Here is a 21,929-nt window from a genome sequence, read left to right as displayed (position 1 = left end):
TCAGCCCCGCTGCTCCCCCGCCCACCATTCGTCCGCCGTGGGCAAGGTGCCGTAGCTTTGGCGCAGCGCGTTGGACCAATGATCCCGGACATGCTGGAAATAGCTGTCGGTTTCGGTGATGCGGCGATGGATGCGCAATTGCAGGTCGTCGCGGTGATAAACCGCGAGGTCGATGGGCATGCCCACCGACAGGTTGCTGCGCAGGGTGCTGTCCATGGACACCAGCACCAGCTTCACCCCATCCTGCACCGGCGTATCGTAGGAGACGACGCGGTCCAGGATGGGCTTGCCGTACTTGTGCTCCCCGATCTGCAGGTACGGCGTCTCGGGCGTGGCCTCGATGAAGTTGCCGGGGGAATAGATCTGGAACAGGCGCATGCCGCGGCCCTTGATCTGCCCGCCCAAGAGGAAGGAGGCATCGAACCCCACGCCCTGGGCCTTCATGGCCAGGCCGTCGGTATCGTAGACGGCGCGAATGGCGGCGCCCACCAGCTGGGCCGCGCGGAACATGGACGGGACGGTGGCCAGCGTTTCCGGCTCCGCATCGCCGATGGAGACGCCTTCCTGCAGGCGGTTCACCACCGACTGGCTGATGGATAGGTTGCCCGCGGAGAGCAGGACCATGCAGCGGTCGCCCGGCGTTTCGAAGCGATGCATCTTGCAGAAGGTGGAGATGTTATCGACACCGGCGTTGGTGCGCGTGTCCGACAGCATCACCAGCCCGGCCTTCAGGAACAGGGCGACACAATACGTCATCTCTTGGGCCTCGACATCGCGGGCGCCGGCCCTTGGGCTGGGCGGCGTTTTTCTTCAGATGAGGGACGGGCGGCCCCCCGGACAGGGGCCTATCCCGATGCCCCCTCATACCCCGAAACCCGGGGCCGCGACCAGGGGGCGCGCACATTAAGTATTGGCGACGCCCCCGCCGGCGCAAGAAACGGCCCTACCCCGGCCCCTGTGAGGGGTCGGGGCGATCAGCGGACGTTCAGGTAGAAGCCACTGATCTCCTGGCCCAGGCGCAGCATGTCGTCGATGAACTGCGTCAGATACTCATGCAGGCCGAACTGGAAGATATCCTCCACCCGGCCATAGCGCAGGCGGGCGTGGATTTCGCCCGCCAGGCGATGGCATTCGCCCCGCTGGCCGCCGTAGCGCACGGCCATCGCCTCCAGCAGGTCCACCACATGCGCCAGGCAGGCGACCAGGGAACGGGGCATCTCCGGCTTCAGGATCAGCAGTTCCGCGATCAGCCAGGGCTTCAGCCGGTCATGGTAGACCCAGTGATAGCTGCGCAACGCCGACACGGCTCGCAGGATGCTTTGCCACTGGTAGTAATCCAGAACCCCGCCCACGCCCTCATGGTCCGGCAGCAGGACGTGATACTTGACGTCCAGGATGCGGGCGGTGTTGTCGGCCCGTTCCAGCAACGTGCCCAAATGGGTGAACAGGTAGCTGTCGTTGCGCAGCATGGTGTTGGCGTAGCTGCCGCAGAACAGCAGGGAGCGTTGCACCACCCAGTCCATGAGACCGGGCAGGCTGTCCGCCGCCAGGCGGTCGGCCTTCAGCGCGCGGGTCTGCTGCCACGTCTCGTTCAACGCCTCCCACGTGTCCACGGTCAGCGCGGTGCGGACGGCGCGGCCGTTGCGGCGGGCGGTTTCGATGCAGGACACGATGCTGGACGGGTTTTCCGGGTCCAGCACCAGATAGTCCAGCACGAGCGAGGGCACGACCTCGCCATGCTTGGCGAGGTAGCCGGGTTCCGTGCCCACGGCGATCAGGGTGGAGCGCCATTCATTGCCCGGATTGTCCAGGGACAGCGACATGTTGGACATGCGGTTGCCCACCTGAACCAGGCGCGCGACACTGGCCGCCCGCTCCATATAGCGGGCCAGCCAGAACAGTCCGTCTGCGGTACGGCTCAGCATTTCTCGTCAGCGCTCCAGTACCCAGGTGTCTTTGGTGCCGCCGCCCTGGCTGGAATTCACCACCAGGGAGCCCTCGCGCAGGGCGACACGGGTGAGGCCGCCGGGCACCACCCGGATCTCCCGCCCGTTCAGCACGAAGGGCCGCAGGTCGACATGGCGGGGGGCGATGCCCTGCTCCACGAAGGTGGGGCAGGTGGACAGGGCCAGCGTGGGCTGGGCGATGTAGTCGGCCGGCCGGGCCTTGATGCGGTCGGCGAACACCGCCCGGTCGGCGGCGGTGGATTGCGGGCCGATCAGCATGCCGTAGCCGCCCGAGCCGCGCGTTTCCTTCACCACCAGTTCGTGCAGGTGCTCCAGCACGTACTTGCGATCGTCATCGCGTTCGCAAAGGTAGGTGGGAACGTTCAGCAGGATGGGCTCTTCCCCAAGATAGAAGCGGATCATTTCGGGGACGAAAGGATAAATCGCCTTGTCGTCGGCGATGCCGGTGCCCACCGCGTTGGCCAGGGTGACCCGGCCGGCGCGATAGGCCGCGAACAGACCGGGCACGCCCAGCGCGCTGTCGGGACGGAAGGTCAGCGGGTCCAGGTAATCATCGTCGATGCGGCGGTACAGCACGTCCACCCGCTTCGGTCCCTGAGTGGTGCGCATGTAGACGAAGCCCTCGTCCACGAACAGGTCGCCGCCCTCCACCAGTTCCACGCCCATCTCATCGGCCAGGAAGGAGTGCTCGTAATAGGCGCTGTTGTAGGACCCCGGTGTCAGCACGGCCACGGTCGGCGCGTCCCGGCAGGCCGGCGGCGCCACCGACTTCAGCGTGTCCAGCAGGTCTTCCGGGTAATGGGAGACGGGCGCCAGCTTGTGCATGCCGCAGAGATCGGGCAGCAGGCGCAGCATGGCCTCGCGGTTCTCCAGCATGTAGGAGACGCCGGAGGGTGTGCGGCAGTTATCCTCCAGCACATAGAAATTGTCCGGGTCGAGGCGGACGATGTCGATGCCGGCGACATGGGTGTAGGCGCCCGCCGGCGGCAGGAAGCCCTGCATCTCCGGCCGGAAGCTTTCATTCCCCAGCACCATGCGCTCCGGCACTTTGCCCGCCCGCAGGATGTGGCGTTCGCCATAGACGTCGGCCAGGAAGGCGTTCAGCGCCTTGACCCGCTGCTGCAACCCCAGCGACAGCCGGTCCCATTCGGCGCGTGCCAGCACCCGCGGAATGATGTCGAAGGGAATCAGCCGTTCGGGATCGCCGCCCTCGGTATACACCGCGAAGGTGATGCCCACGCGCCGGAACAATGTCTCCGCCTCGCGGCGCTTCAGTTCCAGTTTGTCGGACGGCATCTCGCGCAGCCATCGTTCGATGTCCGCATACGGGCCGCGCACCTCATCCGACATGCCCATTTCATTGAATGGACCGTCTGCTTTCGCCATAAAACCCTTCCCCATCGGTAGGCCCGACTGTGTGATTGAGCAAGAGCCACGCCAACTTGGCCTAGCCAAGGAATTGCCCAGGAAACGGGCGCGGGACCGGGGATCGCAACGCCCCGACGCCCAATCCGCAGGCAATGCCCGGCCCGTCATCGCCCATAAATTGTGCAGCAACCATATCGGACAGCCCATGGGCCGTCACTCGCGCCCCGGATGGCGGCATCTCCACGCGCACTCCCTCCTCAACGCGCGCCCGGCCGGTGGCACAAAGGCGCGCTTATCCTTGGCAGCCTTCAATCGGATAGGCCCTGCGCCAGGTCAAGCCCCTGGCGGAACAGTCAAAAGAAGTTCATTTCGCCCGCCCTGGTTTTCAAGCGGCGGATGCTATCGCTTAAGCGAGGTCGGGGCGGCCCATTTCGTCTAGAAACGCGCTAGCCGCGCGGCTTAGCCCCCGTCCCGCATGGCGGACCAGGGTGAAGGCGCGGGGCGCCAAGGCCAAGCGCACGGGGTGCAACAGCCCCACCTCGATGCTGCCGCTGGCGACGGACGCCGACAGGGCCGCCGCCCCGCCGCCCGCCTCAACCGCCGCGCGAACCGCCTCGTTGGAGGGCAGTTCCAGGGCGATGCGCAAGGCGCCGGTGTCGACGCCCAGGTCCGCCAGCGCGGCCAGGAAGGCGGAGCGGGTGCCCGACCCCGGTTCCCGCATGATCCAGGGCGTTTCATGCAGCGCCGCCGCCGGCACCGCCTCCCGGAAAGCCCAGGGATGATGGGGGGCGACCACCACGACCAACTGGTCCTGCGCCACCTGGTGGGCCGACAGGTCCGGGCTGTCAACAGCCCCCTCGACAAAGCCGAGGTCGGCCGTGCCGTCCAGCACCGCGGCGGCCACCTGGGCGGTGTTGCCGATGGCGAGATCCAGGTCCACGCCCGGATGCCGCTCGCGGAAGGCAACCAGGTGGCGGGGCAGCCAATAGCTGGCGATGGTCTGGCTGGCCTGCACCCGCAGATGGCCCCGTTGCAGACCGGACAGCTCGGCCAGCGCCCGTTCCGCCCTGTCGGCCTGCGCCAGCACGGCCTTGGCCTCCGCCAGGAACAGGCGCCCGGCCTCCGTCAGCGTGATGCCGCGCCCGACGCGATGGAACAACGCCGCCTGGTAGCGATCCTCCAGCGCCGCGACCGCGGCACTGGCCGCCGACTGCGCCAGGTTCAGCGCGCGGGCCGCCTGGGTCACGTGCTGCCGTTCCGCCACGGCCACGAAGATGCGCAACTGTTCCAGCGTCAAGGATGAAGCCCCGTCAGTGAGGGAGCCGCCGAAAGCGGCGGCTTCAGCGCCACTGTAGCGCAGGCACGAAGCCGGTGGCATCCGGGCGCTGCGCTACGAATGACGTCAGGTCGGGGCGACGGGGCCCGTCACGCCCACACCGTCACGATCAGCACCAGGCTGAGACCGGCGATGAACAGGCTGGCCAGGGCGCCCAGGGCCAGGGGGGCGAAGCCCTTGGCGGCCATGCGGCCGACGTGGGTGTGCAGGCCCATGGCGGCCAGGGCCAGGGTCAGCAGGCTGGTGGTGACGCCGGGGGCCCAGTCCTTCACCACGGCGGGCACGGCGTGCAGGCTGTTCAGGGCGACCAGGGCGACGAAGCCCAGGATGAACCACGGCATGGGCATGGGCTTGCCGCCCGTGCCTTCGCGGCGGCGGCGCAGGGCGCCCAGGGACAGCACCAGGGGGGCCAGCATGGCGACACGGGTCAGCTTGGCCACCGTGCCGAACTCGCCCGCCTGCTGGCCGGACTGGAAGGCGGCGGCGACCACCTGGGCGATTTCATGGATGGAGGCGCCGGCCCACAGGCCGATGGCCCGGGGCGCCAGGTGCAGGGCCGCCCCCAGGGCCGGATAGCTCAGCATGGCGATGCTGCCGAAGACGGTGACGCAGGCGACGGCATAGGCCGCATCCTCATCATCCGCCTGGGTGACCGTGTTGGCCGCGACCACGGCCGAGGCGCCACAGATGGAGGTGCCGGCGGCGATCAGTTCCGCCAGGGGGGCTGGCACGCCCAGCCAGCGTCCCACCGTCTTGGTGAAGACAAAGGTCGCCACCAGGCTGAAGGCGATGATGGCCACGCCCGTGGGACCCACCGCCGCGACCTGGGCGGCCGTCAGCTGAAGGCCCAGCAGGGCCACGGCGATGCGCAACAGGCGCTTCAGCACGAACGTCACGCCAGCCTGCGTCGCCCTCGGCAGGCCGACCGCGCTGCGCAGCGCCATGCCCACCACCACGGCCAGGATCATGGGGCTGAACAGCCCCAGGGCCGGCACGCGATGCAGGGCCAGGCCGGCCGCCGCCGGGATGAGGCAATAGCCCAGGCCCGGTAACAGGCGGGTGGCGGAGACCAGGGCGGGCCAGCGGGGAGCGGCGATGTCGGCGGTATGGGCCATGATGCGATGCCTTGATGAAGAAAGGGCGCGGTCCTGTGACTGGACCCGCGCCCCCTGAACATCGCTATTTCACACAAACCATTCCAACGGATAGTTCCGCTGATATTGATCTGATTCTTGGATCAATCGGCGGCAACCTTGCGGTGGTGGTGCCCCTTGGCCGCGACCTTGGCCTTGCCGGCGTGGCCCGCCACCTTGGCCGCCTTGCCGTGGGTATGGCCCTTGGCCGCCACATGCTTGCCGGCATGCTTGCCAGCATGGGCGGACGCCACGCGCCGGTGGGCGGCGGCATGGCCGCGCCGCTGCACCGGCGCCACCGACGCGTGGGCCACGCGGGCGCGGCCGGCATGGGCGACGCGGCCGGTGCCCCGGGCGCGGGCCACCCGGGCCAGGGGACGGCCGGCGGCCAGGGCCACCAGCTTGGGATCGGTGTCGCGGTTGGCGAAGGCGTTATCCAGCAGGGTCTCCATCAGCTTGTCCCGTGCCTTGGCGCTGCTGCCGCCGAACACGACGCCGAACAGGCGGCGCCCATCATGCACGGCCGACGACACCAGGTTGGAACCCGAGGCGTTGGTGAAGCCCGTCTTCATGCCGTCCATGCCCGGGTAACGGTACATGAGGCGGTTATGGCCGGTGAGATGCCGGCCCTCGAAATCGAACTCACGCGTGGCGAAGTAGTGGTAGTCCTGGGGGAAATCGTGATGCAGGGCCATGGCCAGGCGCGACATGTCGCGCGCCGTGGTCACCTGCTCCCGATCCGGCAGGCCGGAGGCGTTGCGGAAGACGGTGTTGGTCATGCCCAGCTGACGGGCCTTGTCGGTCATCATGCGGGCGAACACCGACTCGCTGCCGCCGGCCAGCGCCTCGCCCACCACGGTGGCGCCATCGTTGGCGGAAATGACGATCATGCCCAGGACGCAATCCTTGACGCTGATGGTCTGACCCACCTCCAGCCCCAGCTTGGTCGGTTCCTTGTTGGCGGCGTTGCGCGACACCGGCAGCTCATCCTCCCAATGCAGGCGCCCCTGGTGGATGGCCTCGAAGGTCAGGTAGAGCGTCATCATCTTGGTCAGAGACGCGGGATGGTTCGGCTCATCCGGGTTGACGGCGTTCAGCACCGCCCCCGTGCCGCCATCCACCACCAGGGACGCGTAACCCGCCTGCGCCGGGTGCGGCACCGCCAACCCGGCGACAACCGCCCCGATCGTGGCGATGACAGCCCCCAGCCGGCCAAGAACACGCCGTGCCGCCCCTATCGCCCCCTCAAATCCCACTGTGCCGCTCCTCTCGCCCCTGGCGGACCCATGCCCCCCTCAGCCCAAGGGAAAGCACGCGATCCGCTCGTCCACATAAGGGCCGGGGCCACCCGCGGCCCCGGCTTTTCGAATACTGGCCTAGGGGTAGAAGATTCGGCGGAATCTGTCCAGGTATTGGGGAGGATAAAGATGACGCAACAAGATAAAGCGTGAATCACGCGTGTGGCGAGGACTCTGCCCCCAACCCACGCCACGCCATTGCGCATCCGGCCCCATGCGGCCATGGTCATGAGCAGGAGGCCCCGACCCATGGATCCGATCCCCGTTCCATCACCCTGCGACCCGCCCAGCCTCTGGCGCTATTGGCGGCCGGAAAGCGATCCTGCGGTCCGGCCGGCGATGGTCGAGCTGGGCACGGTGCGCGGGCGGGAGGTCGCCCTGGCCACCCATTTCCATGCGGAGGACCAGATAACCCGGGTCCAAGCGGGCGTCCGCCGCTTCGTCATCGGGGGCGCGCTGGTGGAGGTCGCCGCCGGCCAGTCCCTGCGCATTCCGGCCGGGACGCCGCACCGGTCGCTGCCCAGCCCCGCCGGAGTGGTCTGCACCAATTTCTACCTGATGCCGGGCAGTCTGCCGTTGACGGAGACGCCGTCGGCCCCCTGGGAAACGATAACCCAGGCGGCCCATCGGGCGGGAATGAGCCGCGAGGGGTATTCCCGCCGCTTCAAGAGGCTCCACGGCCTGCCGCCCCAGGAATTCCGCCTGCTGGAACGGCTGAACGCCGCCCGCGGCCTGCTGCGCCAGGGCGAGGCCATCGCCGCCGTGGCGGCGGAGGCGGGGTTCGCCGACCAGAGCCATCTGGGTCGCTTTTTCCGCCGGATGTTCGGCGTGACGCCCGGACGCTATCGCGCGGGCTGAGGTCACACCCGTTCTATAGGGCCACCCCCTCCCCTGCTATCGCTGCGGCATCGTCCCCGAAAGAAGGTCGCCGGCCATGCCCGCCCCCGCCATCCTGCTGTCCTGCCTGTTGGTTATCGCCGCCGGCGCCAGCCTTGCCGTGCAACAGGTGTTGAACGCCAACCTGCGGGCCGCCCTGGGGTCGCCGTGGTGGGCGGGCTTCACCAGCTATCTCGTCGGCATGCTGGCCATGCTGACCGTGGCGATGGCGGCCCCGGGTCCCCGGCCAAGCTTGGCCGCCCTGCGGGGTGCCGGCTGGCCGGCCTGGACCGGCGGGCTGTTCGGCGCCGCCTTCATCGCCACCGCCATCCTGATGATTCCCCGGCTGGGGGCGGCCACGGTGCTGGCCCTGATCGTCGTGGGGCAGATGCTGTGCGGCATGGCGATCGATCACGTCGGCGCCCTGGGCATAACGCCGCACCCGGCCGGCCCCCTGCGCCTGCTGGGGGCCGGCCTGTTGGTGCTGGGCGTCCTGCTGGTGCGCCGATAAGGCCAGCCGTCGGCGCCGCCGATGCCGAGATATCGCAAAGCCCGATTTTACCGCCCGACCCGACCCCCACTAGTTTAGGGGCGCCATGGTTCGGAGGCCGGCGGGAAAAGCCCGCCCCGGATAGGGCAGGAGGATAACGGAGGGGCGCCCGCGCCCGATCCCCAGGGAGGATGTTTGACCATGGCTTCCGAAAATCGGACGGCCGGCCTCGCGCAAGGGCTGGCGCTGCTGCTGCCCAGCACCATGTCGGTGATGGGCGTCGTCGTGCTGGCGCCGGTGCTGCCCCAGATGCTGGACCATTTCAAGGACATGCCCCAGGCCGATTACTGGGTGCCCCTGATCCTCACCACGCCGGCGCTGTGCGTCGCCCTGTTCTCCGCCCCCGCCGGCTGGCTGGCCGACCGCTTCGGCCGGCGCGGGCCGTTGATGCTGTCCATGCTGCTGTACGCGATCTGCGGCGTCGCCCCCCTGGTGCTGGACAATTTCTGGGCCATCCTGGCCAGCCGCGTGGTGGTGGGCGTGACGGAGGCCGCCGTCATGACCCTGACCACCACCCTGATCGGCGATTATTTCAAGGGGCACCAGCGCGAGAAGTGGCTGGCGGCGCAAACAGCCGTGGCCTCCGTCGCCGCCGTGGCGCTGTTCGTCATCGGTGGCGCCCTGGGCAGCATCAGCTGGCGGGCGCCCTTCGTCGTCTACGCCAGCAGCCTGCTGCTGCTGGCCGGCATCCATTTCTTCACCTGGGAGCCGGAGGAGACGGAGGACGTCATCCTGCATCCGGAGGCGCACCGCAACGTGCCCTTCCCCTGGGCCCGCCTGGGCGGCATCTGCGCCATCACGGTCTTCGCCGCCGTGCTGTTCTACACCGTGCAGGTGGACCTGTCCCTGGCGCTCACCGGCCGGGGCATCACCGATCCGGCCGCCATCGGCGGCATGACGGCGGCGGCCAGCCTGGCGGTGCCGGTCGGCACCGTCGTCTTCCAGCGCCTGTCCGGCCTGCCGGTGGCCGTGCTGCTGTTGATGGCGTTCGCCCTGTGCGGCGCGGGCTTCACCGGCATGGGGCTGGTGACCGGCCATGGCTGGCTGCTGGGTTCCGTGGCCCTGGCGCAGTTCGGCTGCGGCCTGATCCTGCCGACCCTGCTGACCTGGGCCCTGCGCGGCCTGGCGTTCGAGATCCGCGGCCGGGCCACGGGGCTGTGGCAGGCGTCGTTCTTCGTCGGCCAGTTCCTGAGCTCCTTCGTCGTCACCACGCTGACGCATCGCTTCGGCGACGTCTTCAGCGCCTTCCTGGGCCTGGCCATCGCCAGCGGCGTGGCGGCGGTCCTGGCGCTGGCCGGTGCGACCTTGGCCGCCGGCCGCACCCGCAAGGTGCTGACCGTCTGATCGTCGTGACGGAAGGGGGGCGGCCCTGCCGGTCGCCCCCCTTCGGCCGCCCCTTTCTCAAACGCCCAATATGTCGGCCACGGCCTCACCGATGGCCAGCGACGACGTCAGGCCAGGGCTTTCGATCCCGAATAGGGCCACCAGTCCGGGCAGCCCATGGACATCCGCCCCGTCCAGGCGGAAATCGGGCTGCGCCTCGCCAGGACCATGGATCTTCGGCCGCACGCCGGCATAGTCCGGCACCAGGGCGCCATCGGGCAGCCCAGGCCAAAAGCGGCGGATATAGCGGTAGAACCCATCCGCCCGGCCTGGATCGACACGGTAGTCGGGCGCGTCCACATATTCCAGGTCCGGCCCAAAGCGCCCCTGCCCTCCCAGGTCGCGGCGATAATGCACGCCCAGCGCCCCGGGGATGGGCGGTGGATAGACCAGGCGCCGGAACGGCGCCCCGCCTTGAAGCGCGAAATAGCTGCCCTTGCCGTAATGCGCCTTGGGGATCAAGTTGGCGGGAAAGCCCTCGATACTGGCGGCCACGTCCTGGGCCGAGAGACCGGGCGCCGTGACCAGCAAGCGGGTGGTAACGGCGTAGGGGTCACGCCCGCCGGTGCGGACGCTGAAGCCCCCGCCGTCCAGCGGCGTCACCCCCAGCACCGGCGTCCCGGTGACCACGGCACCGCCCCCGCCCTCGATCTCACCCCGCAGGGCCACCATGTAGCCGTGGCTGTCAAAGATGCCGCTTTCGGGGGAAAGAAGGGCGGCGACGGCGCGCAGCTCCGGTTCCAGCGCATGGACCTCGGCGGCGGACAGCCAGCGCATGCCCTCCACGTCGTTGGTCTGGGCCTGCCGCAGGATGCCCTCCAGCCGGGACAGCTCGGCCGCCTCCGTCGCCACCACCAGCTTGCCGCACTTGTCGTAGGTGACGCCGTGGACATCCAGGAAGGGATAGAGCAGGCGCCGCCCGGCGACGCACAGCCGGGCCCGCAGCGAGCCCGTGGGATAATACAGGCCGCCGTGGACGACCTCCGAATTGCGGGAGGAGACGCCCTGCCCGATGGCCTCCTCCGCCTCCAGCACCGCCACGGTCAGGCCACGCGCGGCCAGGGCGCGGCCACAGGCCAGGCCAACGGCCCCCGCCCCCACCACGATCCCGTCGAAATCGGTGTCCGTCACCGCCATGCCAGGCTCCCCTTTTTCAGCGTCACGCATCAGAACCGCGTCCCGGCAAATCTGCCCGGCCGACGGGGCCGCGCGCAATGCCGCAGGAGCGGCGGGGTCTCCGGCGTCGCCAGGCCCGAACCTTTAAGATAATTGTCGGCCAACAGCCCTGGGCGTATTACCTTGGGCCAGATTGGTTTACCTGCCGGAAATATCGCCGGCGGACTGGATGCGAGCGGCGCTCGCCGTGTGAGGTTGCGGGGTATGAGGTTGGAAGCATGGGGTTGAGCACGGCGCGCCACCGCGGCCATCGAGGCAGGGCATGAGCCCCGCGGAAGAAGAGCGCGCCCGCACGCTGAGCGACCTGGTGGACCGGCTGTCGCCCGAGGCAGCACGCAAGCTGTTCGAGGAAGTCGACGCCAGCCCCGACCAGAGCCGGGCGGTGGTGCGGCGCGCCCTGATCCAAAAACTGAACGCCCAGCGCCAGGCCCATGCGCGCCGCCAGTTCACCCAGCTGTTCGAACCCTTCCTGACCAGCGACCCGTGGCTGCTGCGGGAGGAGTTCCATTGCCCGGGCAGCATCCATCCCCTGGATGTGGGGGGGCTGTGGTCGGCGTTGGCGGCCAAGCCCTTGGCGCCCTTGAGTCGTACTGTCGACGAAACCCTGTCGGCCCTGGCCCAGGAACAGCCGCTGTTCGTGGTGCTGCGCACGCCCAAAGCCCTGGCCCTGCGGGAGGAGTTGCGCGTAGCAGCCGCCGCGCGGCTGGGCCAGACCCTGCCGGATAAAGCGGCCACCAAGGATTTGCTGGAGGCGATGAACGCCTGGCGCCGGGCGGAGGCCGCGCGCAAGGGCCTGGGCTTCGCCCCCCGGCCCCTGATGGCGGCCGATCTGTCGTTGCTGCACGTGCTGCTGGAGAATGGCAGTCATTACAGCCGCCTGGTCCTGGGCCTGAACAGCGACGACGATGGTGGCGGGGCCGAGGGTGCCGCCGCCGTGCTGGCGTTCCAGCCGCCATCCGTGCCACAGGCCCAGGCCGCCCAATTGGCCTTGCTGATGCCCCTGGTGCTGCTGAACCGCCATCGCGCCTACCGGCAGATGAGCGGTTATCTGGTGCAGGGTCCCACCGATTGGCAACCCGTGCTGTTGTCGGCCCTGGTGCGCCATCTGGCCCGCACCTGCCAGGTGCTGGCCGATGAGCTGGGGCAACTGGCCGGCGCGGGCGAGGTCGCCCGCCGCCCCCTGGTGGTGGCGTCCGACCGGCGGGAGCTGCTGGAGCGCGAACTGGTCCACCTGGATGACCTGCTGACCCTGTTCGATGAATTCGACATGCTGCGCGATGGCCGGGAAGCCAGCCTGGCCCATGGCAACCTGGACACGATGATCAAGAAGGTGGAGGGCACCCTTTACCCCTATCTGTCCACCCGGGTATCCGTCACGGCACACGCCAAGGGCCGGGCGGCGCTGGACCATGCCGCGCTGGCCTGGGCGCTGGGCTACACCATGCGGTGGCGCAACACCCTGACGCGCAGCCTGCATTGGGGCACCCGCTACAGTGATTTCCGCGACCGGCTGGTGGAGGATCTGACGGACGCCTACCGCGCGGCCTTTTCCCGCACCGAGGTGGGCGACAGCCGGGAACGGCTGGGCCAGGCGGTGCGCGCGGCGGAACTGTCGCAGGCCGTGGGTGCCGACTTGCGCGAAAGCATGACCCTGTTGGACCAGGGGCTGGTACAGACCGCGACGGATCGCCTGCGCGACGCCACCCCCCTGACCGGCGCCGAGATCACCCTGATCACCACCCTGCTGACGAAGGCGCAGAACGAACTGCGGCGGACCAAGCATTGGCGGGATGCCAACCTGGTGGCCTTCGTCACCCTGGCTGAGGAACGCCGGCTGGGGAACGCGGGCTGACGACCGCCTCCGCGCCTCCGATCCGGCATTAAAGGCCGGGCGGGTGGCCCCCATGCTGGGACGCGATTTGCGCCAGCGTGCCGTCGGTGACCAGGCGGGCCAGGGCCACCTCCAGCCGTTCCCGGACCTCCGGATCAAGGTGGGGGAAAAGACCAGGTATTGGTCATCCACCGCCAGCGGCTGGGGCAGGATACGGACGCGGTCCTCCCACCCATTGTTCCGAAGGGTTTCCGTCAGGCCGGGGTTGCGGAAGATGTAGAAGCGGCCGCGGCCGCTCATCAGCTTGCGCAGGTTGGTGTCGCTATGACTGCCCCAGGCGTCGATGTGGCGGTCATCGATGCCGGCCTTGTGCAGACGGTCCAGAAAGGCGGAGCCGGCGTTGACCAGAACGGTGTCGTGCCCCTTCTCCAGCGCGGCGCGCAGTTCCGCGAAGGAAGTAATGGCGGCAGGGTCCCCGGCGCGCACCGCCAACACCGTTTCCAGCCTCAGAACAGGCTGGCGGGAATAGAGCACGCGCGTCTCGCGCGCCGCCGTCCGGTAATAGCCGCAGTCGAAATCGAGGCGCCCGGCGGCCAATTCCTGGACCGCCCGGTCGTGGGTCAGCCAGTCCGTGGACCATACCAGCCGCACGCCGGATGCCTGCCGGATCAAAGCCTGCAGGATTTCATCGCACATGCTGGGGGCCTTGGCATCGAACGGGCCATGGCGTGGAACGTGCAATTCCTGGACGGGAACGGGTGGGCCCGCCGGCGCTGGGTTCGCGCGTGCGCCGGACGCGGCGCACAGCACTACGGCCAGCAGGAGGACAACGCAATGGCGACGCCGCAGCCGCGGTGATCCGCCTTGCCGATGTCGCCAACGCCGTTCCACACGGTCCCCCCGTCTTTTCCCAGAACCGCCACCCCCAGGGCACTGGGCGGGAAAAGCGTACACCTGGCGGGGCCGGCCGGTAAGCGCGCCTTAGGGTAGGGTCGCCGCTCAGCCCGCGTCCCTGACGCAGCGGAACCCAACCAGCGCCGAACGGTCGCGCGACGGGGCCATCAGCAGAAATTTGCCGTGCTGGTCGTTGCGATAGGCCTGGGGGAAATACCAGATGGAACCCTGGGGCTGATACAGGCTGCCACCGCGCAGGATGGCGGCGCGGGTATGGTCGTCCTGGTATTCGTCCGTCCATTGCCAGACGTTGCCTACCAGGTCCTGTACGCCGAAGGGGCTGGCCCCCGCCGGGTGTGTCCCCACGGGGTCGGGCAGACGCACGGCGCGGCCCCTTTCCGGCACCGGCGTGGCGTCATCCCGCCAAGCGTCGCCCCAGGGATATCGGCGGCCGTCGTGCCCTTGCGCGGCGTACTGCCATTCCCATTCGTGGGGCAGGCGCTTGCCGGCCCAGGCGGCGTAGGCGCGCGCATCCTCCTGCGATACCCAGGTGACGGGCCGGTCGTCCCAGCCGGCGGGATAGCTGCCGCCCTTCCAGTCCTTCAGGAAGTTGCGGTCGTCCTTGGGGTGGTAGCCGCTGGCGTCCAGGAAGCGCTTGAACTGCGCGTTGGTCACGGGAAAGCGGTCCATGAAAAAGCGCGGCAACGAGAGCCGGTGTTCATGATAGCGCCGTGCCTCTCCCTCCCAAGGATAGGCGACATCGACGCCGGCATTGGTGCCGCCCTCGATCTCCAACCCCTGGACGCGGAAGGTGAAGTCGCCGGCGGGAATTTCCACCATGCCCTCGGGCGCCGTGGCGGCGGGAGCGGTGGCCGGGATATCGACCAGGTGCTGAGGCAGCGGCGCCCAGGTGCGCGGCAGGCTGGCCAGGTTGGTGGCCGTCATCGCCGTCATGGTCCGCATCAGGCCGAGGGTGGCGGCGTCCGGCGCCCCCGGCAGGGCCAGCACGGCGCCGAAACCCTGGGCCTCCAGCGGGAAGGACAGCAGCAGCCGATCCCCCTCCCGCCGAGGTGTCAGTTCCACACCATGGTAAAGGTCGAAATACCGCAGGGCCAATCCCTCCGCCGGCACGGCCAGCACCGTCTGGTCCAGGGCATGGTCGTTGCGATTGACGATGGTCCAAGCCACCCGGCCGTCGGCGCCGGGCCAGCGGCTGGCGTACACGCCGGCGGCGCGGGTGGGGTAGAAGGGCTGCCAGTCCGGGCTGGACAGCAGGGGCGCCAAGCCCCGTTCCAGGGTCGCCACCCGGCGCATCGCCTCACCATCGCGGGGGCTGATGCCGTTCCAGATGCCCCAGACGTTCTCCCACGCCTCCCAGCCGACGCCGTTGAAGAAGGCGTAGTGCAGGTCGTCGGTCTTATCCCGGGCCCAGCGGTCCGAGATGTTGACCATGTGCCGGGGCTCCAGCCATTTGTAGCGGTCGACCTTGGGCACGGGCGCGAAGGCGTACTGGCCCCAGGACATGAGGTCCCAGGCCACGGCCTCATCCGCCATCACCCCTTCGGGCTGGAAGGCCAGGGGATGGCCCGCCTTGTCCGCCGCCAGGGCAAAGGCCAGCGGCACGCCATCCTGGGTATCGCCGTTGATGCCGTCGATACCGATTTCCCGGGCCAGCGCGGCGATGGCCTGTGGCCAGGGCTGGGCCGGCGCCCGCGTCCCCTGGTCCCACATCATCATGGGCAGCAGCACGCGCACGCCCCGGCGGTGAAAATCCGCCACCATGGCCTTCACCGCGGGCAGCCCGCCCGGCAGGTTGGCCACCTGGTCCAGTTGGTTGCGGTCATCGATGCCCATGTTGGGGTAATCGGGCCACAGCAGCACGGCGTCGATGCCGCCGAAGCGGGCCGTCAGATCATCCAGGTAGCGGTCGACGGTGTAGCGCCCGGCAACCGGATCATAGAAATAGCGATCCTCCACCATCATCTGGGTCTGGACGAAGCTGGTGCGGGTCCAGACCAGCCGGGGATCGTCATAGCGGGCGGGATCATAGCCGATGCGGATGCGGCGTTCCTGGCGCCAATGGCGGACATCGGCCAGCCAGGCCTCGTAATCGGCGCCCGTGCAGTCCCGCGTCCCGCCCTCCCACGCTTCCCGCCAGGCAAGGCAGGCGGGACCGGAGATCATCGGCTGTTTCCAGCTGCCGTACGGCACCGCCTGGGTATCCTGCGCTCCAGCGGTGCCGGTTAACAGCGTGCCTAGAAAAGCGGCCAGCAGGCGGCGCATGGGCTGTCCCCCCTAGTGCTGGGCCAGCAGGCCGTTCATCAGCAGGTCCAGGATGCCTTCCTTGTCTTCCTTCAGGCAGACCTGGGCGTTGGCGGGGCCCGCCACTGGCGTCGTCTCGCCCTTGTCGCCCACCACCAGGCGCAGCGGCGTGGTGGGGCACAGCTTGGGGTCCAGCACATAGGCCACGGGCACCAGGTCGAACAGGGTGGGTGTGATCTGGCCCCAGCCGTTCAGGTGGCGCCACTGGTGGTACATCAGGGCCAGGGCGTCGGTCATGGGCGCGCCGGCGGCGAACAGCAGGTCGCGCTTCACCTCGTCCAGTTTCAGCCGGGTGCTGTCGAGCGGCATCACCACCAGGGGCACGCCGCTGGTGAACAGCTTCTTGGCCGCGGGGATGTCGGAGAAGATGTTGTATTCCGGCGTCGGGCCCTTCAGCGGGCCATAGCCGGTGTCGTCATACCCGGCATAGACGGACCCGCCCATCATCACCACCCGCTTCAGCTTGGCGAAACCGGCGGGGTCACGGTCGATCAGGGCGCCCAGGGTGCTGGGCGGCGCCAGGGAAATCAGGGTGACCTGGCCGGGATGGCGGCGCGCCTGGTCCAGGATGAAATCCACGGCGGACGGCGCGGGCGCGGCCGGGACCGGCTGTCCCTCCGCCCAGCGCTTCTGCGTATAGGGCGTGGTGTTGGGCGTGGCGGGCCCCTGCGCCACGGGAATGTCGGCCCGACCGGCGATGCTGAGCAGGCGTTGCAGCTGGCGCACCCGCAAGCCGGTGTCGCCCCACGCCGCTGTAACCCCCAGGATGTCCAGGCGCGGATCGTTCAGCGCGGCGGCCAGGGCGAAAGCGTCATCAATGTCATCGCCGATGTCGGTGTCGATGATGACCTTCTCCGCCGCAGCGGGCGCCGCGATGCCGGAAGCGGCCGGCAGGACGGCACAGGCGGCACCGGCGCAGAGTATCCGGAAAAGCAAGGCGATGCGAAGCATGGAGCGCGTCATGGGTCTTCCCCGACAGACGGGACGGGTCCCCGCCGCGACGGGGCACATAGGAACAAGGACCCGCCGCTGCCACGGCCGGGCCCCTGCCTGAACTGCATGTATCACGATCACCCGGCGGCGGACCCGCCGCCACCGGGATCGCGCGACACCGTCTTAGAACGAGTACTTGGCCTGAACACCGATGATGCGGGGTTCGTTGACCATGCCCGTCAGATTGTTGAAGTCGATGGCGCCGATGACGCGCACCTGGTCCAGCACGTTGCGGACGAAGGCGGCGACTTCATAGCCAGCGTCGTTCTTGTAGCCGACGCGGATGCCACCATCCAGGAAGGCCTTTCCGGTGAACTCCTTGGCCGTGTACAGGAAGAAGTTGTCTTCACCGCGATAGGCCCAGTCGGTGTAGAAGAACACCTCGCCATCCAGGCCCACGGGCACGCCATAGCGGAACGTGGCGTTCAGGATCCACTTGGGCGCCTCAGGCAGGGGGTTGCCGTTCAGCAGGGCGTTGCCCTGGGCGTTCAGCGCGTTCGTCACGGTGCAGCCGCCGCCGCAGGTGGCGACCGACACGTTCGGGTCCTGGATTTCCGTGTGGTTGTAGCTGCCGCCGGCGGTGACCAGCATGTGCTCCACGGGCTTGGCCTCGATCTCCAGTTCCACGCCATAGCCGATGGCATGGTCGGCGTTCAGCAGGCGGGCGGTGTTGCTGGCGCCGCCCACGGCGGTCAGCTGCATGTCGCTGGTATCGTAGTAATAGCCGGTCAGGTTCAAGCTGGCGCGCTTGTCGAACAGCGACGACTTGACGCCCGCCTCATACGAGATGGTGGTCTCGGCCTTGGCCGTCGAGGTGGCGTTGGCGAAGGTGATACGGTCCTGGATGGACGGGGCCAGGTAGCCGGTCGCCACGCGGACGAAGGCGTTGACATCGCTGTTGATGGCGTAGTCGGCCGACACGTCCCAGGAGGCGTTGCCGCCGTTGACGCTGGTGCGCAGGTAGATGGGACCCGTGTAGCCGAAGTCACGGATGGATTCGACCGACTTGTTGTCGTGCGAATAGCGCACGCCGCCGCCCAGGGTCAGGGCATCGGTGACCTTGTACTTCACCGAACCGAAGACGCCGTCGGTCTCGCTGCGGTCCTTGTGGCGGACCTGGTCGTCGATAGCGCCGGTGGCGGTGATGTAGTCGTAGTCCTTACCGGCCAGGTAGGAGTTGAAGTAGTACAGGCCGCCCTGCAGCAGCCACGGCCCCAGGTCGTTGGAGGCGAAGCGCACTTCCTGGCTCAGCTCACGCGGGGAGTTGTAGCCGCCGGTTTCCACCGAGAACGGCACGTCGGAGGGCACGCCACCGTCGATGTCGCCCCGGCTGAACACGTTGGCGCGCTCATAGCCGCTGACCGAGGTGACGGTGACGGGGCCGGCGTCGTAAACGATGTGCAGGTTGGAGCCGAAGGAGTTCAGCTTCTGCGGGTTGGCGCCGTCCTGGTTGGCCTTCTCGATGTCGAAGCCCGGGACCAGGTCGTTGGTGCCCTTCTGGATGATGTTGGCGCGGAACAGGCGGGCGGAGCCGTCCAGCTGGCGGCCGTGGACGTTCAGCAGGACATCCAGGTTCTCATTCGGCGTGTATTCCAGCTGGAAACGGCCGGCCAGATCGCGGTAACCCTCGAAGTCCGTGTCGTTCTTCGTGGAGATATCCTCGTTCTGCACCCAGTCGTTACGGCGCTGCATGTTGACCGAGGCGCGGTACTTCAGCACGTTCTTGACGATGGGGCCGCCCACGGCGCCGGTGAAGTTCACCGTGTCATAGGTGCCGTAGGTCAGGTCGGCGAAACCACCGAAGGTGTCGCTGGGCTTGGCGCTGTCGATCTTGACCACGCCGGCCGGGGTGTTCTTGCCGAACAGCGTGCCCTGGGGGCCACGCAGCACTTCCACGGCACCCACGTCGAAGACCGGGAAGGCCTTCAGCATGGGGTTTTCCATGGCGACGTCGTCGTACACCACCGACACCGGCTGCGACGCGTTGGGGTCGAAATCGGCGTTGCCCAGGCCGCGGATGTAGAAGCGCGGATAGGTACGGCCGAAGGACGACTCCGCCTGTAGGCTGGGGGTACGCGCCGCCAGGAAGCGGATGTCCATGCCGCTGGAGTTCAGCACGTCCAGCTTCTCACCGCTGATGGACGTGACGGCGATGGGCACCTCACGCTCCAGCGCCGGCCGGCGCTCGGCCGACACGATGATCTCATCCAGCTTGTCGGAATTGTCGTCGGCTGCGGCGGCCTGCGCCACGGTGGCCAGCCCCAAGAGGCTCAATGCCGACATACCCAGCAGCGCGGACTTCAGCCCGCGGCTCTTCTCAACCCTCATCATGCTCGATCCCTTCACTTTTTCCAGGCCCTTGGCGAACCTGCTTTTGCGTTGCCCGTCGCGCCGGCCCCCGCGCCCTAAAGGCTAGGCTGTGACCAGCCGGGGGAGGGTACATGGCAGATTTTGTTTGTGGCAGCCCCACTACTCCTGAAGGTCTTTCAAATCCAACAAGAAAGCGAAGACCAATCAGAATTTTGCGGGGATGCGCGTATTTGATGCGCGAGTGTTGCCGCAATGCGGCACCCACGCCCTTGCCTTGCCCTGCAACTAGCAAGAAAGGCGCCAGTTTCAAATTGCCGCAGATGCGCAAGGAAAATCGACTGGCAGGCGGGCACGGCAGGAAAAACACTGCCCATGCCTTAGGCGCGGCACCCAACGTATGCGCAATTTATGGGCAGTCGACATCAACCCCTGCCCACCCCGCAGCCACGCACCGGCGCTTCACCCCGCGGGCGCCCCACAATAGCCACACTATATGAGTGCAGTCGGCCACCACCCCGGCACGACACGGCATTGGCGCCACTGTCGACGCCCGGCGCCCGCGTGTTTGGCCACGCGATCCGTGGCGACGAGGTTTGAGGTTTTAAGATGGAACAGGGGGACGGGGTTATGGTACCCCCTCAGCGATAACAGTGCTCATGGTCACGCCTTCGGCTTTGGATGTTTCGGCAAGGCGCGCGGGATGCTCAAGGCGCGCTCGCCCTTTGGCCATCTTGCCCCGAGGCCGGCAGACGGACATCCCGCCGTGGCCGGGTGGCAGGAAGTCCGGTCAGCCCGTATCTGGGACCGAGAGCATGGTGAGATTAGTTTTGGAGCCGCGTTCCCCATGACAGTCGCCGGTAAGCCGCTTTCCGCCCAGGCGGGTCCCGTCCAGACCAACAAGCCCGCGACGCCCAACCGGGGACGCCTGGCCCTGCGCGACTTGGCCAATGGCATGAACCAGCATTGGCTTTGGCGCGCCATGGCCATGCAGGATATCGTGCTGCGCTATCGCGGCTCCGTGCTGGGCCCGCTGTGGCTGACGTTCAGCACCGCCATCATGATCGCGGCCATGGGCTTCGTGTATTCCCAGATCTTCCATCTGGATCCGGAACGCTATGTTCCCTTCCTGACCCTGGGCCTGCTGGTTTGGCAGTTCATTTCATCGGTAATCACGGATGGCTGCTCCGCCTTCATGTCGGTGCAGCACGCCATTCAGCAGGTTCGCCTGCCTTATACCGTGCATGTGCTGCGCAGCGTCTTCCGCAACCTGTTGATCCTGGGCCATAACGCCGTCCTGATCCCCATCGTCTTCCTGATGATGGGACACGGCATCGGCTGGGAAGCGCTGATGGTCATCCCGGGCCTGGTCCTTCTGTGCATCAACGGTTTCTGGATCAGCATCCTGCTGGGCATGCTCAGTGCCCGGTTCCGCGACGTTCCGCCAATCGTGGCGGCGCTGCTTCAGGTCGTCTTCTTCGTGACGCCTGTGTTCTGGACCGTGGAAACACTGGGCAAGTATCGACATGTGGGCGACTTCAACCCCCTGTTCGCCGCCATCGACGTCGTCCGCGCACCATTGTTGGGCGAACCGTTCGCCCCTTACTCCTGGCAGATCGTCGGCATCATGACTGTGGGTGGGTTGTTGGTGACCGCCGTTTTCTTCAGCCGCTTCCGGTCCCGGATCGCTTACTGGGTGTGATTTATGGCCTCCCTGCATTTGCAAGACCTCACGGTCGAATTCCCCATCTATCAGGCGAACGGCCGCTCCCTTAAGAAAGCGCTGTTTTCGGCGCCGATGGGAACTAACCTCGCTCGTGACGCCGCCAATCGTATCCTGGTCCGCGCCCTGAACCATCTGACCCTGACGATCGACAAGGGCGACCGTGTTGGACTGATCGGCCCGAATGGGTCCGGCAAGACGACGCTGCTCAAGACCCTGGCCGGGATTTATGAGCCGACCAGCGGCGCCCTTCACACCCAGGGCCGCGTCTCCGCGCTGCTGGACGTGCAGATGGGCATGAACCCGGATGCCACCGGCCGTGAGAACATCATGCTGCGCGGCATGTACATGGGCATCCATCCCAAGGATATGCAGGTCCATGTCGAGGAGGTGGTCGAGTTCACCGAACTGGGTCCGTATATCGACATGCCGGTCCGCACCTATTCCGCCGGCATGATGTTGCGCCTGGCCTTCGCGGCGTCCACCTGTGTCGAGCCCGAAATCCTGCTGATGGATGAATGGCTGGCCGCAGGCGACAGCCATTTCCTGGCCAAAGCCCAGAAGCGCATGGAGGATTTCGTGCAGCGCTCCAGCCTGATGGTCCTGGCCTCGCACTCCCTGGAATTGCTGGAAAAGTGGTGCAACAAAGGGCTGTACTTGCGGAACGGCAACGTCATCGCTTACGGTCCCCTGGCCGAAGTGGCGGCGATTTATCAACAGTCGCTGGCTGAGGCCTGACGCCCGAGGGCGTCGGTCGCCCTGTCCACACCCC

The 21,929-nt window shown here is 67.7% G+C and carries 17 protein-coding genes; 7 read left to right on the top strand and 10 right to left on the bottom strand.

Going from position 1 to position 21,929, the window contains the following annotated elements; translation table 11 throughout:
- The 6 genes from UCD39_RS12990 to UCD39_RS12965 form a co-directional block, all read right to left on the bottom strand.
- Nucleotides 1–756: a proteasome-type protease gene (locus tag UCD39_RS12990; protein WP_145735866.1), complete on the bottom strand. Its 756-nt coding sequence runs from the start codon at nt 754–756 to the stop codon at nt 1–3.
- A gap of 218 nt (nt 757–974) precedes the next feature.
- Nucleotides 975–1,925, bottom strand: coding sequence for an alpha-E domain-containing protein (locus tag UCD39_RS12985; protein ID WP_145735868.1), 951 nt, complete (start codon nt 1,923–1,925; stop codon nt 975–977).
- Nucleotides 1,926–1,931: 6 nt separating this feature from the next.
- On the bottom strand, nt 1,932–3,323 hold the full coding sequence (locus UCD39_RS12980) for a circularly permuted type 2 ATP-grasp protein (protein WP_145735933.1): 1,392 nt from the start codon (nt 3,321–3,323) through the stop codon (nt 1,932–1,934).
- Nucleotides 3,324–3,741: 418 nt separating this feature from the next.
- Entirely contained in the window at nt 3,742–4,632 is an 891-nt protein-coding gene (locus tag UCD39_RS12975) for a LysR family transcriptional regulator (protein WP_330496415.1), read from the bottom strand.
- Nucleotides 4,633–4,760: 128 nt separating this feature from the next.
- Nucleotides 4,761–5,786, bottom strand: coding sequence for a YeiH family protein (locus UCD39_RS12970; RefSeq protein WP_330496414.1), 1,026 nt, complete (start codon nt 5,784–5,786; stop codon nt 4,761–4,763).
- Nucleotides 5,787–5,908: 122 nt separating this feature from the next.
- Nucleotides 5,909–7,060, bottom strand: a complete 1,152-nt coding sequence (locus UCD39_RS12965) for a D-alanyl-D-alanine carboxypeptidase family protein (RefSeq protein WP_330496413.1) — start codon at nt 7,058–7,060, stop codon at nt 5,909–5,911.
- A gap of 291 nt (nt 7,061–7,351) precedes the next feature.
- On the opposite strand from UCD39_RS12965, the gene UCD39_RS12960 reads away from it, so the two are divergent.
- The 3 genes from UCD39_RS12960 to UCD39_RS12950 all read left to right on the top strand — a co-directional run bounded on the left by UCD39_RS12960 (nt 7,352) and on the right by UCD39_RS12950 (nt 9,872).
- Nucleotides 7,352–7,960, top strand: coding sequence for a helix-turn-helix domain-containing protein (locus UCD39_RS12960; RefSeq protein ID WP_330496412.1), 609 nt, complete (start codon nt 7,352–7,354; stop codon nt 7,958–7,960).
- 76 nt (nt 7,961–8,036) lie between these two features.
- Nucleotides 8,037–8,489: a DMT family transporter gene (locus UCD39_RS12955; RefSeq protein ID WP_330496411.1), complete on the top strand. Its 453-nt coding sequence runs from the start codon at nt 8,037–8,039 to the stop codon at nt 8,487–8,489.
- Nucleotides 8,490–8,669: 180 nt separating this feature from the next.
- On the top strand, nt 8,670–9,872 hold the full coding sequence (locus UCD39_RS12950) for an MFS transporter (protein ID WP_330496410.1): 1,203 nt from the start codon (nt 8,670–8,672) through the stop codon (nt 9,870–9,872).
- A gap of 57 nt (nt 9,873–9,929) precedes the next feature.
- Here UCD39_RS12950 and UCD39_RS12945 read toward each other — a convergent pair whose 3' ends face one another.
- A complete protein-coding gene (locus UCD39_RS12945) occupies nt 9,930–11,078 on the bottom strand; it encodes an NAD(P)/FAD-dependent oxidoreductase (protein ID WP_330496409.1) in 1,149 nt (382 codons plus the stop codon).
- A gap of 271 nt (nt 11,079–11,349) precedes the next feature.
- On the opposite strand from UCD39_RS12945, the gene UCD39_RS12940 reads away from it, so the two are divergent.
- Entirely contained in the window at nt 11,350–12,939 is a 1,590-nt protein-coding gene (locus UCD39_RS12940) for a hypothetical protein (RefSeq protein WP_330496408.1), read from the top strand.
- A 159-nt stretch (nt 12,940–13,098) separates the two neighbouring features.
- Nucleotides 13,099–13,776, top strand: a complete 678-nt coding sequence (locus UCD39_RS12935; protein WP_330496407.1) for a hypothetical protein — start codon at nt 13,099–13,101, stop codon at nt 13,774–13,776.
- A gap of 141 nt (nt 13,777–13,917) precedes the next feature.
- Here the strand turns inward: UCD39_RS12935 and UCD39_RS12930 are convergent, their stop codons facing one another.
- From UCD39_RS12930 to UCD39_RS12920, 3 genes are all read right to left on the bottom strand, one after another.
- The gene (locus UCD39_RS12930; RefSeq protein WP_330496406.1) at nt 13,918–16,095 is read right to left on the bottom strand and encodes a formylglycine-generating enzyme family protein; all 2,178 of its coding nucleotides are present in this window, start codon (nt 16,093–16,095) and stop codon (nt 13,918–13,920) included.
- A 12-nt stretch (nt 16,096–16,107) separates the two neighbouring features.
- Complete coding sequence (locus UCD39_RS12925) at nt 16,108–17,097, bottom strand: nucleoside hydrolase (protein ID WP_330496405.1); 990 nt, start codon at nt 17,095–17,097, stop codon at nt 16,108–16,110.
- A gap of 153 nt (nt 17,098–17,250) precedes the next feature.
- Nucleotides 17,251–19,458 carry a TonB-dependent receptor gene (locus tag UCD39_RS12920; RefSeq protein ID WP_330496404.1) on the bottom strand — a complete coding sequence of 736 codons (2,208 nt, stop codon included), beginning with the start codon at nt 19,456–19,458 and terminating at the stop codon, nt 17,251–17,253.
- A gap of 823 nt (nt 19,459–20,281) precedes the next feature.
- On the opposite strand from UCD39_RS12920, the gene UCD39_RS12915 reads away from it, so the two are divergent.
- Together UCD39_RS12915 and UCD39_RS12910 are read left to right on the top strand one after the other, a co-directional pair.
- Complete coding sequence (locus tag UCD39_RS12915) at nt 20,282–21,136, top strand: ABC transporter permease (protein WP_330496403.1); 855 nt, start codon at nt 20,282–20,284, stop codon at nt 21,134–21,136.
- Nucleotides 21,137–21,139: 3 nt separating this feature from the next.
- Nucleotides 21,140–21,895 carry an ABC transporter ATP-binding protein gene (locus UCD39_RS12910; RefSeq protein ID WP_330496402.1) on the top strand — a complete coding sequence of 252 codons (756 nt, stop codon included), beginning with the start codon at nt 21,140–21,142 and terminating at the stop codon, nt 21,893–21,895.
- Nucleotides 21,896–21,929: the final 34 nt, after the last annotated feature.

This window comes from Nitrospirillum karajorum, from assembly GCF_036348415.1.
Lineage (GTDB): Bacteria > Pseudomonadota > Alphaproteobacteria > Azospirillales > Azospirillaceae > Nitrospirillum > Nitrospirillum amazonense_B.
The sequence above is the reverse complement of the archived record's forward strand: the minus strand, read 5'-3'. Positions and strand labels throughout refer to the sequence as shown.